The sequence below is a fragment of the Tractidigestivibacter sp. genome (genome assembly GCF_057241865.1).
Genome location: NZ_DBHHPX010000004.1, coordinates 79,669 through 93,449 on the forward strand (window position 1 = coordinate 79,669; position 13,781 = coordinate 93,449).

A 13,781-nucleotide genomic window follows, 5' to 3' on the forward strand; every position below is an offset into this window, starting at 1 on the left:
CATCTCCTGCTCCAGCATTGTCCAAAGTCCCGGGCACCCGTAGTAAAAGGGTCGCGCCCCACGACGGGCCGAAGGACGCGACCGGACATTACGATTGCTCCAACGCACATCCCGCAAGGAGACCTAGCAAGGCTTACAGGTCATCGAAGGAGAGGTCGTCCAGGTCGATGTCATCGTCGGATATTGCACCCTCAACAGCGCTCTGCTCTTCGCGCAGGTACTGATTGTCGATGACCTTGATGAAGGGCAGATAGACGAAAACCCCCATTGCCAAGAGTAGTATCTGCAAGGCTCCACCAGCCCAGTTAGTTGCCAGAACGCCGGAAATGCCAAGGGGCATAGTCCAAGGAACCTGCACGCCCGAGCAGATGGGCACAACCCCCCAAGCCATGGCGAAGTACGAGATGATGATGTTGAGCGAAGGCACCAATATAAACGGCACCGCAATAATCGGGTTCATGACGATTGGCAGGCCGAACACAATGGGCTCGTTGATGTTGAAGATGCCAGGAACTAGGGCAAGTCGGGAGAGCTGCTTAATTCGAGAGGACTTGCAAAAGAGAATCATCGCGATCAGAAGGGAAAGCGTCGACCCACAGCCGCCAAACGTGGCGAAGAGGTCTTGGAACTGCTGGCAAATGATATGACCTTGGCCCACGCCAGTCTTGAAGAACTCAAGGTTCTCAGCCGAGAGAGTCTGCAGGATGGGATTGTAGACCGCACCTACTACGGAACCACCGTTAATACCAAAGAACCAGAAGGCGTGCAGGAAAACGTAGGCGAGGAGCATGGCGCCAAGCGTATCGCCCAGACCCAGCAGCGGCGTCTGAAGGAACTTGAACACGAAATCGAACACGTTGGTGTTGCACATGCCGACGATGAGATTAATAAAGAAGAATACGGCCATCGTAATCGTGATGGGAATCAGCGAGGAGAACGACTCCGTCACCGTGGGAGGAACGCCGGCGGGCATCTTGATGACCCAACCGCGATTCTTGACCCCAGCATAGAGAGCCGTGGCTCCAAAAGCGCAGAAAATACCAACGAAGATGCCCTTCGCTCCAACCCAGCCCAGAGGGATACCAGAGAGAACTGCGTCAACCGCCGTCCCGTTCACGTCAACAGTGCCCGATACGGTGAAGGGCATGATGAGAAACCATGCCATAAGCGCTGCGGCAGCGGAGAATACCTTGTCGGTCTTGATCTGCGATGCGTAGCTATAGGCGATTCCGAACGTGGCAAACACAGCCATGAGACCAAAGGTCACGTCGGAGGGCTTCGATAGGTACGCCCCAAGGTTGTCATCGCCTATGGCGATGCTCTCGCACCATTCGCTAAAACCGGGAACGGGCAGGTTTCCGATAATCAGGAAAATAGATCCCGCAATCAACAATGGAGTGGAGATGAGAAAGCCGTCACGAATGGCGATGAGGTACTTGTTTTTACCGATGGCCTCGGCAAGGGGCATAAGAACCTTTTCGATTTTCTCTAACACAAGGTGCCTCCTTCTCTCGGATACTTTGTGCTACTTCCTGTACGACTTAATAAGCTTGATTGCGTATTTGAGCGATGCCTCACCGTCCATCATGCCGTAGGCAGTCTGATCGAGGAGGCCAACAGGGGTGTCGTAGGTTTCCTCGATGCGCTGTTTGGTCTCCTTGTACTGATAGCTCACCTGTGGACCAAGCAGAACGCATGCGGGATGCTCTTCGGCAACGACCTCATCCACCTTGCCGATGGGATACGCACGCACTTCGACGGGCAGGTTGTGAGCATCTCCCACCCCCTGCATGTTCTGCGCGAGCATGCTCGTAGACATACCGGCGCTGCAGAAAAGATAAATCTTCTTGCTTGCCATCTCTCTTTTCCTCTCTATTTGCGACATCACGGTCACAAGTCCACAGTCGCGGAGACACCGTCTTCGCAAGTTCCCAAAAGCACCCCCTGCTAGACCTCTTGAGCAAACAAATGACGATATACCTCGATAAACTCTTGTGCCATAAGCTTGAAAGACTCTGCAGCCATCAGCTGGTCCTCGGCATGGGAAATAATCAGGGTCATGTTCACCGGGTCTCCTCCCGCCTCGCGTTGGATGAGCGCGGCATGGACATCATGACCGGCCAAGTACTTCTCATCCCCTTTCTTCATGAGCTCTTCGGCATGATTGAAGTCACCCTCTCTTGCAGCGCGCACCGCCTCTACGTAGGCACTGCGCGCTCCGCCTACGACAGCGATGATCTGGAAGCTCGTTTTGAACAGTTCATCCATCGTTACTTTCCTTCCAGCTCGCTCAGGAGAACCTCGTAGCGCCTATCGGCAAGAAGTCTCTGAATGGATCGCTCACTCGTGAGTATCTTCGTCATCGAGCGATAGAACGACTCTGAGTCGGACCCAGCATCGCGCGAGACGCAAACCATAAACACAGCGCACACTTTGCGACCGCCCCAGTCGATAGCGTGAGACAGCAGAGCCACAGCGACGAATGTCCTTGGGCTCACCGCTTCAAGAGGATGGGGTAGCGCCACCAGGTTCCCATAGGCCGTCGACGAGGCTCGCTCGCGGGCCCACACCAGCTCCTGGAAGCTATCTGGGAGCTCAACCGCCTGGGTACAGCGATCGCACAAAAAACTGATGACACCCTCGCGCGTGCCGATCGAGACGTTTGCAAAGAAGAGCTTGGGAGAGAAGCACTCACTCGTAGATGGCTCCGCAACACGGCGAAGCGCATGTTTCACGTCGGCACTGCTGGTCTCGTCAATGAATGGGCTCACGCGGACCACTGGGATAGTGGTACGACGAGCAAGGGGAGCTGTCGTAAAGATGTAATCAACTCCATCAAGCTTGTAGTCATTGAAGTCGCTGGAGTCGCAGGCATCCACTGCTCCAATGCTGCTAAACTCCTCTTGCAGTTGGTAGGCAAGGAGCCGGGCACCATGTATCCCAGTGTTGCATACCACGAGCACGTGCTTCTTGGCCCTCCCTGTCCTAGCCCGTTCGAGTGCTAGCGCAAAAATCAGCGCAACATACCCCATCTCATCATCAGATATCTCCACTTGATAGCGCTTCGCAAGCAGGGCGAGCGCATCACCCGCCATCGCAAAGGGCAGAGGATAGTGCGCTCGAATATCCTTCAGCAGAGGGTTTTTTAGCATCATGTGGTAGCGGAGACGAACTATGAGCGGCATGGTATGCCGCGCAAGGTTCATGCGCAATTCCACATCATTGCGGAAATCAAAGCGAGAGGCCCGCCAAACTGCCTCAAGCATCTCGGCCGCCAAATTCCAAGCCTCATCCGTCACCTCAAGGCCAGGTTCGGTAGTACCGCCAGATGCGGGCAAGGCATCATCCAAACTAGGCCCGCATACGCCATCAACCAAGCGCTTGCTCGCCAAGTGGATGGCGATATAGGCTATCTCCTCCTCGGGGAGATCAACGGAGAAAGACTCCTCGATGGCCTGAGCCACCAGCACGGCAATGTCCCACTCCCGACTACTCTGCACGTCCTCCATTTGAGAAGTCTCCATGGGCACATAGCAGCCCTTGCCAATACGCACCAACGCAATGGCAAGATGGATCACGAGGTTTTGATGTAACACCGGGTTTACCTTGTAGCTCTCGCGCTCAAGCGTGGAATCTACGCAAGCACTTACCTCGTCAAGCATCGAAGGCGATATCGCACCACCCAGCCCATCGGCCTCAAGACACGCATTGGTAACCGCACCTGCAAGGCAGAGTCGTTTATCGATCTCGCTACCACTGACCCGGATGCCGTAGCGAGGACGCCTCTCAACGACGAGACCGAACTTCTCGAATGTACGCTCGAGATTCTGAAGGTCGCTCGAAATGGTAGATCGTGAAACGAGAAGTAGGCCCGCCAGCTCCTCGAGCGTAATCCAACCAGAACGAGAGAGAAGGTCTTGCTGCAGATAAACCATGCGCTCACTCGGCGTAGAGGGGAAACGGCCACACGTGTTATGGGAAAGTCGACCCGCAACCCAAGCGTCAAACGCCTGCTGATCGGAAATATTCACGACGTAAGCACCCTGGGCGCGATCATATGAGATGAAGGCGGCGCCCGACATAGAAGCATTCGCCCGATGGATGTTATCGCGCATAGCGCGCTCTTTAACGCCAAGATGGGCAGCAAGATCTGCCGGAGAGACGCCCCGCTGACTCAGAAGATGTCGTACAAGCTGGACGTCATTCATCCCGTTACCCACCTCCTCCAGTTGTCCTCATGCTACTCACACAGAACCCCTCTCTCAAGGCTGTGTGATGCCGCCTCTCGCGGCAACAATCCTGTACAAAACAATTGGTGGAAGCACTTCCATTACCATCACAGCTGGCAAATCGCCTGGAATCGCTAGCTCTCATCGCAAGGCATGAGACCGTGCTACACTGGGTCAGTCTCATGCCGAACGGCGGCCAACTACGGACCTCGTAGGATGACGGATAGTGAATGGTCACTCACTGCGCTAAGTAGACGATGTTCCTAACGAACAAACCCAAACGGATACTCGGATTTGATGTAATCCAGCAGGAATAGCTCCTCCGAGGGAATACGCCCTACGCGGTTGCGCGTACCATCGTTGGGCATGTCGCGCAAAGCGATGTGCAGTTCGCCACGGTAATGCGCAAGGCTATCGTTCACCACAAGCACGTCGCCACGGTGGAATACCTCCGTCTTCGCATCGCGTGCGGGCACAGGGCGGTCACGGAAATTCAAGCGAGGCAGGCTCGACCGTAGTAGGTAGTCCGAAGAGTCAGGCCGCTCAGTGTGGTCGTAACCCCATAGCACCTCGCGTTCTTCTGCAGTAGCACCCGGATCAAGTTCGATGCGCAGGGTGGTACGTGTGGTATCCACCGCGGCTAAGGTGGCAAGTTCCTCCTCGCTGGCAAACGCGTTGCCAATGAGTATGTCATCGACCAAGTCGGTGGCAATCAAGTGGCGCAGTTGCAGATCAATGGCACGATGGCGGTCATCCTCGCAAGTGGGCAGACCCGCGAACACCTGCCAAGGGCCGAAGGTGTTGGACTGCTGACTTGAGACAAAAGCCGCTGTCTGGAAGCCTTGGGCCTTATACGAGGCAGAGAGTTCCACGAAGCGCTTCTCCGACATACCCGTAAAGGGCTCGGGATAGAAGTTGGCGCACGTAATCATGTTTCTGCTATCCGCGCCACGCTGAACCAGAAGACTCAGGGGGAGGTTGCAGCTGCCGTTGAACTCAACCTTAATGCCAGACCGATTGCGCGTTAGCAGGATGTCGCCCGTGTCGCCAAAATGACCATCCAGGCGGATGATGTCCACGCCCAGCTTCTTAAAGGGGTCTAGGTTGCCCGGCGTAGCGCCCAGACGGTCAAACACCTGCTCGTTGGTATCGACGGCAACCTCGAAACCAAGATCGTGAGCGTGTCTAATGAAGCCAGAGAACTCTTTGATAACTTCCTGGGGGTCCTTTTGGACCGAAAGCAGGCAGGTGAAGATGCGGCTAAAACCATATCGCTCCGCAAGCCCCATATATGCGAAATCATCCTGCGGATTAGAGTGCTCAGGGTAGAGAGAGATTCCAAGGCGATGCATGTGCCGTGCTCCCTTCTGTTAGTCGGCACCTCATGCCGGACGATAAGACGCGACCAGGAAGGCGCCTTCCCAGTCATTGTGGCAGCCACGCAAGGCTCGCTCAATCGAACGCGATGCCGCATGTGGCGGCAGCTAACGTGCACAATACACGGGCAAAGAGCGACCTGGGAGGAGTACGCTCTACCAGGAATCAACCCATTGGAAGAAAGATCGAGGGAGAGTACCATGGCCATGCTCAGAGAGTTCTGCGCCGAAAACATGGAGCACGTCCCCGCCGCTATAGCCGCCGGTGCGGGCCGCATCGAACTCTGCGACAACCTGGCCGTGGGAGGTACGAGCCCCAGCTATGGCGTGATGCGCGCCGCAGTATCCTACGCCGCCGAGTATGGAGTAGCGGTAATGGCAATGGCTCGGCCACGCGGCGGGAACTTTGTCTACACCGAAGCCGAGACGCAGATGCTAATCGATGACGTTGCAGTTGCGCGTAGGCTTGGCGTGACCGGTGTGGTCTTTGGTTGCGTGCGCAGGACGGAGAACGGCCCTGCCGCCATCGATGTTGACCTCACCTCCCGGCTCGTCGAGGCTGCCAAGGGCTCGCAAGCCACAACAAGTGGAAAAAGCGCAGGCGCTCCGGTGCAGGTGACCTTCCACATGGCCTTTGATGCCCTTAACGAGGAGCGCCAACTCCAGGCCATCGACGTCCTGTCTCAGCTGGGCGTCGAGCGCATCCTTACCCACGGCGGTGCAGCGGGCACACCCATCGCAGACAACCTCAATCATCTGCGCCGCCTAATCTCCTATGCAAACGGCCGCGTGCGCATTCTCCCTGGCGGCGGCATCACTTGGCAGAACGTCGAGATGGTAGCCAAGGTCCTCTGTGTAGAGGAGGCTCACGGCACAAAGATTGTCAGAATCTAGTCACTATCCAGTCTCGCCTCGCGCCAGCTGAGATGCTGGCTGCATCACATACTGCATCCTCAGCGTAGAGACCCTGACCCTTCCCACTCAGTCAGAGAGGGACAAACTGTTTTTTAGCATAACGCTTAGTGTGGAAGGTTATCCAGTCGTAGAGGGCTTTTTCAGCCCATCCAGTTTGATAGCCGGTCGGACGCTGATGTTGTCAAGCTTCTTGTTGAAGAGGTCGGTCAAGCGGACGACAGACTCGGCCGTAATACGAAAGACCACGCGGAAGCAGACGACGGCGCTGTCCTTATCCCACTGTTCACCGTTGCCTCGAGGACCGATGATCTCGCCGGGGTTCCAATCCTTGAGCTTGAAGTGGCCAGCGCCGCCCAGCCTATGCTCTTACTTGTCCTAACCATTCATCTGACGCTCGAAGATGTTTGCCACAGTATCAGCGATAAAGTCGGTGCTGTCATGGAACTTCGAACTGGCCCCGAGGAATCGCATTGAGTCCGCCGCGTACAATCTCGGCCATGACCGCCAACGTGAACGTCGTGAAGACCGCAATGGAGCACCCCGGTGCGGACGACCCCAGTCGCCGGAGGGCCCATTTTGGCGAAGATTGCAACAATACCCTCGCTCCGGCAACTCCCCCGCCCCTCTCGCCTCGGCCTCTCAGCCTGTCAGTCAGAGAGGCCCCTGAGGTAAGCAAGAGACGTGGGAAAGGTGCCAGGGATACCGTTCTCCACGATGACGGGGCATGCCCGTCCGCTTTCCTTGTCCCAACGAATCACCGGCGCAAAGTCAAAGGCACCAGTCGTGCCCACCCCATGGCAGACAAGGCGGCTTCCCGATCCGTCGCACCAGCCTGCGCTGTCCTCGTTGTACACTACCTCGTAGTCCTTCGCATGGAGGACCGCTATGCGCTCCCCCAGAAGCTCGAGCGCCTGGGAGAGGATCTCTCCCTGCTTCGGCAGCGCAGCGGGATGGAGAAGCGAGACGGGGTCGAGTATGACGCAGACATCCGGACGCCCGATTGCCTCAAGCGCGTCGCGTGCTCGCTCGGGCGTGCAGGCAACCTCGTTCCAGCCTGGCTCGAGCGCAAGGCGAGATCCTTCGTCTGCGACACAGCACGCCACCTCCCGCGCCTGCCGCGCGAGCGTCTCGAGGGCGGCCTCGGAGAAGCGGTCCTCCCCAATCCGCTTCTCCTTGTTTGGACGTCCGGTCTCAGATCCCACCGCGCCGGCACCGACCCAGCGCGCGAAGCGGGCGGATGCAGCATATTCCTTCAGGTTGTCCCTCTCCTCTGCAGGATCGGGAGTTGCCAGATTCTTATAGCACCCATAGACTGCGACGCCGAGTCCCGTTTCCTCGAGAAGGTCGCGGAGTCTCTTTGCCCGCTCTTCCGTGAGCCCCTCTTCCGTGCATCCCCAGCTCCGATAGAGTAGCTTCGATGCAAGGTGGATGGTCGAGAATCCCAGGCCGGCCGCATTGCGGATGCGTTCCTCGAGGCTGTTTCCCTCCACGTCGTGCAGACGCACGCCGAGAGGGACCGCTTTTCCGCTCATTGCCTCTTCCCTCCGTTGATGCCCGGCACATACCCATCGAAGGGGTCTTTCGTCGAGCAGCATCCCGAAGGGGCACAAGGATCTGCTGCCCCGTTTAGCCGGTCATGCTGCATGGTCTCGATATAGGCCAGGATGAGCGGTGCCACTCCCTTCGCATCGTTCTCGACGACCGGCTCGCGCATGTAGTAGTCGAAGGTCCCCTCACGATGTTCCTTGTTGCCAAGGCCCGCCACAAGGCAGATCCTCGTGAGGGCAAGCTTGTCGTCCTTCTCGGAGAGGCAGGTCCGGCAGATGCCGTCGAAGGCCTTCCTGCCGAAGGCGTGGTAGGACTCGTCGAGCACACCCAGGCGCACGCCCTTCATGATTGCGTTGGCGAAGATCGCAGATCCCGACTCCTCGAGGTAGTTGGGAGCGACGTTCGGCAGGTTAATGACCTGATGCCACATGCCGCTCTCCTTGTCTTGGTAGGGCAGCATCGCGTCGACGAGCTCCTGGAACATCTGCCTCAGGGCATCCTTCTCCGCCGACATCGAGGGCGGCATGAGCTCCCAGGTATCGATTGCTGCCATCGCGAACCAGCCCTCGGCGCGCAGCCAGAAGCTCGAGGAGAGCCCGGTCACGGGATCTGCCCAGAATTGCTTTCGCGACGCATCGTAGGCATGGTAGTAGAGCCCGTTCTGCGGATTCCTCATGATCTCGTGCACGGTCTGGAACTGGTGGAAGGAGTCCGAGCAGGCCCGCCTGTCATGGAAGCCGAGCTCGTACTGCATGTAGAAGGGCTGGGCCATGTAGAGACCGTCAAGCCAGACCTGGTTCGGATAGATTGCCTTGTGCCAGAAGTTGCCCTCGCGGGTACGGGGCTGGTGCTCGAGCTGCCCATAGATCGAATCCATCGCGAGGCGGTACTTCCTCTTGCCGAAGATCTTGTAGAGCCTGTAGAGGGTCTTCCCGGCATTCACGTTGTCGAGGTTGTAGTCGTTCGGGTTGTAGTGCTCAATCGTACCGTCCTCATGGACGAAATGGTCGATGAAGGCATCGGCGAACTCCAGATACCCCTCGTCGTGCTCGATACCGTAGAGCTCGATAAGGGCCTTGATCATGCATCCGTCGATGTAGTTCCAGGTGTTCTTCTTGCCGGCACGGATCTTCTCGATGTTCCAGGCGGGCGCCTCAGGCGTCGAGGTCTCGATTAGCTGCGCTATGTAGCGGTCCAGAATCGCGTTGGATCCCATGTCAGTGTCCTTCCAACCTTTGCGGCAGAGTGTGGATATCCTAGATCAGGGCGGCAAGGCCGCAGGCGATGCGCTCCGCCAGCCGCGCATATCCTGCAGCGGAATAGTGGAGTCCGTCAGGCATGTAGAGTCGGCGCTGCTCATCGACGAGGGAAGAGATGCCACTTTCGCGGAAGAGGTCAATCACAGGGATGGAGTACGTCCCTGCCACTTCGCACATCGCATCGGCATATTCCTCTTCAACAGCGCCGACGCCGTTTCGCACGTCGAAGGCAGGGAGCCCCTTCGCCGGGACGCCTGCCGTCTTTGCTGGTGTCATGAACACCACCTTCGCCTCCGGATAGCGGGAGACGAGGCCGCGCGCCAGATAGCCGAGCGCCCCATAGAAGGTATGCACGTCGCTCTCCCCCATCGCGCCCAGCGGCACCGCACGGCAGAAATCGTTCACGCCGCCGAAAAGGACAATCGCATCAGCCGAGAGGTCGAGCGTGCCGAAGCGTTCGACGAAGCTGTCGCTCCGGTCTGCCTTGACGGCAATGCGGGAGCCCTTGACACCGAAGTTCCTCGCCTCCTTCACATGGGCAAGCTCTGCCATGCGTGTGGTCCAGGAGATTTCGGGCCCACCCCCTCCCTCGCCGTTGTCTCCCCAGGTCGTCGAATCGCCGAGGCAGGCAAGGACCTTGCCAGCGAGCGCCATGTCAGATCCTCCTTCGTGATGCAGCATCGAGCCAGGCGCAGTCCGCTTCCAAGCGATCGATGCCAAAATGATGTTCTCCGGGAATCACCTGATGCTTCAGACGGCCCTCGGCGCCGCACAGCCGATAGCCCGTGCGCACGATGTCGACCTGCTCCTCCACATTAACAAGGCCGCGCGACCCCATCAGGTGGTCATGGTCCGCACTCTCCACGATAAGGGGACGGGGGCATATGAGTGAGGCGATGTCCCCCATATCAAAGAGGCGCCAGAGCCCCGGCACATAGTTGCAGGAGCAGTTGCCATTGAGGCGGAGGAGAGAATCCTTCTCCCCGTAGAGATAGCCCGAGATGAGGGCCTTCCTAATGCGAGCGTCCAAGGCAGCAAGGTAGAGCGTCTGCATCCCACCACCGGAAAAGCCGATGCAGGAAAGCTCGTCTGTCGAAATCCATGCTTGGCCCGAGAGCCACGAGACAAGTTGCTCGAGATCGAAGACGAGCTCGCCTAGAAGGGTCCTTCCCAAAGGCTCCACCATCCTTGCCTCGTTCAGGCAGGTGCCCCGAAGATAGAGCTCCTCGGCATCCCCCTGCCCCTTCCAGCTCCGACGCGCGCCCCAGCCACGAGCTTCCGGACAGACAGCCACATATCCGAGCTCAGCCAGCCTAAGTCCGTAGTCATAGTTGAAGCGGCGTATCGCGTCGTCGACGGCGGGCACCCCCATGATGCCCGCGACGGAGGCAGCGCCTGCCCCCTGATGCCCATGGGGACAGATGACGGCAAGGGAACGTCCCGCCCCGTCAAGCCGCGGATGGTCCGGCACCAGAAGGTAGACTGGCATCCAGACATCCGGCTCTGTGGGGAGCTCGTACAGGATGCGCCCGATGCCGCCGGCAAGCCTTGTACGAGAGGTGCAGCGAGGCTCTGCAGGAGACGCTTCCATGAGGTCGAGGCCGAGAAGGTCGCTGAGGCGCTGGCGGGAGTTCGCAGACCACTCCTGCCACGAGGCGGCATCGGCGCCCGTGAAGCGTGCCCTCCTGGACTCGCGGTCGAAGGCCCGCGCAAGCGCTTCATCGTCTGCAAGATAGCGCGTTTCGTGTACGGTCCTGCCCGTCGAGGAGAGCCGTTCCGTCTCGCACGGCTCGTCAGGCCCCGAGAGCGGGTCCCACCCATCGGAGCCTGCGAGGACCTTGCTCCGTGCAAAGCGGGGCAGGTCCCCCTCTCCCAGAAGGTGCGCGCATCCTGGCCAGGAGAGATCCGTGCTGCCTGGTCCCACAAGGCCCACTGCCACAAAGGAGAGATCGTCTTCGGGCCGCCCCCATAGATACCATCCTTCCGGTTTGATGTGGGGACCGAGCCAGCAGGAGACCAGCGCGCACTTCGCATACTCCCTCCAGGGACGTCCCAGATAGACGCTCCTATCTGCAGCCAGCCCGGTGAAGGAGCAGCCGTGGAAAACGAACCCGTAGGGCTCCCCGGCAGGCGTCGAGGAAGCCGTCACATATCCGGCAGGCTCAGCGTCCCGTGCAAGGGAACGGATCTCGCAGCCGTCGAAATAGGCGCAGGCACTTCCAAAGATGAAGTCGACATCGCCCTCGATGCGACAGCGCCTGAAGTACTGTCGGGTCATCGTCCGGGGGCTTCTCTCCTTCGGTCCCCTAAAGCCTCCAGGCTTCATCTCCTTGGGAGGGAGCGGACCCAAAAAGAGCGTGTCCTGGTGGCCTAGGATCTCGCAGCTATCGCAGACGAAGCGGTCGCCATCCGCATAGAGCGCGACTGCCTGGCCCGCCCGCCTTCCATCCCCCGCCTCGTTTGCGATAGTGAGATTCCTGATGGTGCAGCCGGGGGCATCCACCAGCACGGCATAGGTCCTGAAGGTGCCTCGCGCCGTGCCGTCCACCATGGTCTCGAAGGCACCCCTGTCGGACACGATTCTGGTCGATACGGCGCTCTCGCCCTGAAGCGTAAGGTTCGGCCGACGAATCTCGGCACATTCCCGGTAGGTGCCCGGCGCCAGGTGGATTGCGACGGGACTGGCGGGGTCTTGCTGCTCTCGCTCTATAGCGTGAAGCGCATCCGCGATAGACGCAAAGCGCTCGCCTTCCGGCGCGACCCTATAGACAGGAGCATCCATCGAACACCATCCCTTCAAGAGAGCGCCGTACTCAAGGCAGATGTCCGGGCACGGCGCTGGAAAGGCCAAGGCAGGGAGCAACTACTCGGCAGGCATGACGCGGTCTCCCTGATAGCCGACGTTATTGTGGGCAAAGCACTTCTCGTACGGGAAGCCCGAGAGCTCTTCGCAGAGCTTCTTGACTTCGGGATCCACATCCTCCATGCGGCCGCCCTCGCGGACACGCTTAACCTCGGCGCAGAGGGTGTCGCACTGCTTCTTGTCGATGTGGATATGCGAGCCCAGGAAGCAGGAGAGGATGAAGAAGCCGGCACAGCCAATCAGCATATAGACGCAGATTGTGATGGGCACGCTTCCAGGCTGGACGACCGTGTCGCTGCTGCCGGTCGTGGTAATGAAGCCGGAGAAGGAAAGGGCAACGCCCCAGAGGCTGACGGCAAGCGCAGAGGCGATCTGCTGAACAAACTGCTGAGCAGAGCTGTAGACGCCCTCGCGGCGGCGCAGCGTGATGAGCTCGTCGATGTCAGGGATGTAGTTCATCGGGACATCGGGCAGATACTGGAATCCGACATAGAAGAACTTCCAGATGGCAAAGATGATCGGGTAGGCAATCATCGCGACGGTGACATCGAAGGTGCCGTTAATGCGGCCGAAGGCAAAGAAGTTGAAGGCAACGATGCAGAGGGCAGCGCCAATCGTGGAGACATACCAAGGCGTGTGGAAGCCCTTCTTTGCCATCCAGGCAACCCAGGCTGCAGTGCAGACAATCGCGACGATCTTGCCCGGCATCTCCATCACGGACTCATAGGACTTCGCGATGCCGAGGGCATAGACGATGAAGAAGGAGAGACAGGCGCTCCAGCAGGCTGCAGCGAACTTCATGCTCAGGAACACCGAGAGCACCTGGCGGAAGGAGCGGTTGCGGAACGTGGAGAGCACATCGATGAAGAGCTTCTTGATGGCCTCCCAGGCATTGCCGATCTTCTCCTGCGCAACCTCGTCAGGAGACTTCTCCCACGTGGAGCAGTACACAGCGATGAGGGAGATGACCATGATCGTGGCATTTGTCGTAGCGATGATGAAGTAGGACCAAGGGTTGGTCTCTCCGAAGAGGCCGAAGCCAAAGCCAACCAGAAGCGCCATCATGAAGCCGGAGACGTTGCCAAAGATGTGCTTGTAGCCGGTGAGGAGACTGCGCTCCTTGTAGTCGTCGGTCATCTCGATGGTAAGCGGAGCCAAGTTCGAGGTGATGAAGGCATAGGCGATGTTGTAGATCATGTAGAGCACGAAGTAGTAGCCAAATCCGAACGGCGTCACCAGGAAGATGAGGGGCTCTGCGATCATCATCGGGATGGCAAGGAGAATCCAGAAGCGGCGCCTGCCGAACTTGCGGCCGACCTTGGTGGCGTAGAAGTTATCTGCCACGAATCCCATGATTGGGCAGAGGAAGGCGTTCAGCCAGATGGCTGCGGATGCAATCAGCGCCGACTCAGCCGCAGAAAGCCCGCACTCCGTGGACAGGAACATGACCATGTAGCTATGGGTAAAGGTCAGGGCTCCGGAGTTTGCCATGCCTCCCATGCCGAACCCAAGCCTCGTCCAGAACGTTATCTCGCGTCTCTTCCCAAGTTTCTTGAACACGTTTCCTCACTCCTCCCTGGATACTGCCCCA

Annotated in this window: 11 protein-coding genes; 1 reads left to right on the forward strand and 10 read right to left on the reverse strand. The window is 58.6% G+C overall.

Annotated features, from left to right (window positions below):
* Nucleotides 1-133: 133 nt before the first annotated feature.
* From ACO59D_RS02390 to ACO59D_RS02410, 5 genes are all read right to left on the reverse strand, one after another.
* A complete protein-coding gene (locus ACO59D_RS02390; RefSeq protein ID WP_130812588.1) occupies nucleotides 134-1,495 on the reverse strand; it encodes a PTS sugar transporter subunit IIC in 1,362 nt (453 codons plus the stop codon).
* 30 nt (nucleotides 1,496-1,525) lie between these two features.
* Nucleotides 1,526-1,858 (reverse strand): PTS sugar transporter subunit IIB, encoded by a 333-nt coding sequence (locus tag ACO59D_RS02395; RefSeq protein WP_130812589.1) that lies wholly within the window; start codon nucleotides 1,856-1,858, stop codon nucleotides 1,526-1,528.
* Nucleotides 1,859-1,947: 89 nt separating this feature from the next.
* Nucleotides 1,948-2,268 (reverse strand): PTS sugar transporter subunit IIA, encoded by a 321-nt coding sequence (locus tag ACO59D_RS02400; protein ID WP_130812590.1) that lies wholly within the window; start codon nucleotides 2,266-2,268, stop codon nucleotides 1,948-1,950.
* Nucleotides 2,269-2,270: 2 nt separating this feature from the next.
* Nucleotides 2,271-4,208 (reverse strand): BglG family transcription antiterminator, encoded by a 1,938-nt coding sequence (locus tag ACO59D_RS02405; RefSeq protein WP_485125618.1) that lies wholly within the window; start codon nucleotides 4,206-4,208, stop codon nucleotides 2,271-2,273.
* 284 nt (nucleotides 4,209-4,492) lie between these two features.
* Nucleotides 4,493-5,581: a DUF871 domain-containing protein gene (locus tag ACO59D_RS02410; RefSeq protein ID WP_485125619.1), complete on the reverse strand. Its 1,089-nt coding sequence runs from the start codon at nucleotides 5,579-5,581 to the stop codon at nucleotides 4,493-4,495.
* A 225-nt stretch (nucleotides 5,582-5,806) separates the two neighbouring features.
* Between ACO59D_RS02410 and ACO59D_RS02415 the strand changes: the two genes are divergently transcribed.
* Complete coding sequence (locus tag ACO59D_RS02415) at nucleotides 5,807-6,499, forward strand: copper homeostasis protein CutC (RefSeq protein ID WP_485125620.1); 693 nt, start codon at nucleotides 5,807-5,809, stop codon at nucleotides 6,497-6,499.
* Nucleotides 6,500-7,167: 668 nt separating this feature from the next.
* Here ACO59D_RS02415 and ACO59D_RS02420 read toward each other — a convergent pair.
* The 5 genes from ACO59D_RS02420 to ACO59D_RS02440 form a co-directional block, all read right to left on the reverse strand.
* Entirely contained in the window at nucleotides 7,168-8,052 is an 885-nt protein-coding gene (locus ACO59D_RS02420) for a sugar phosphate isomerase/epimerase family protein (protein ID WP_485125621.1), read from the reverse strand.
* The gene (locus ACO59D_RS02425) at nucleotides 8,049-9,284 is read right to left on the reverse strand and encodes a glycoside hydrolase family 88/105 protein (RefSeq protein ID WP_485125622.1); all 1,236 of its coding nucleotides are present in this window, start codon (nucleotides 9,282-9,284) and stop codon (nucleotides 8,049-8,051) included. The genes ACO59D_RS02420 and ACO59D_RS02425 overlap by 4 nt, the downstream gene beginning before the upstream one ends.
* A 40-nt stretch (nucleotides 9,285-9,324) precedes the next feature.
* Nucleotides 9,325-9,981 carry an SGNH/GDSL hydrolase family protein gene (locus tag ACO59D_RS02430; RefSeq protein ID WP_485125623.1) on the reverse strand — a complete coding sequence of 219 codons (657 nt, stop codon included), beginning with the start codon at nucleotides 9,979-9,981 and terminating at the stop codon, nucleotides 9,325-9,327.
* Between the two features lies 1 nt (nucleotide 9,982).
* Nucleotides 9,983-12,109: a pectinesterase family protein gene (locus ACO59D_RS02435; RefSeq protein ID WP_485125624.1), complete on the reverse strand. Its 2,127-nt coding sequence runs from the start codon at nucleotides 12,107-12,109 to the stop codon at nucleotides 9,983-9,985.
* 81 nt (nucleotides 12,110-12,190) lie between these two features.
* Nucleotides 12,191-13,750 carry an MFS transporter gene (locus ACO59D_RS02440; protein WP_485125625.1) on the reverse strand — a complete coding sequence of 520 codons (1,560 nt, stop codon included), beginning with the start codon at nucleotides 13,748-13,750 and terminating at the stop codon, nucleotides 12,191-12,193.
* Nucleotides 13,751-13,781: the final 31 nt, after the last annotated feature.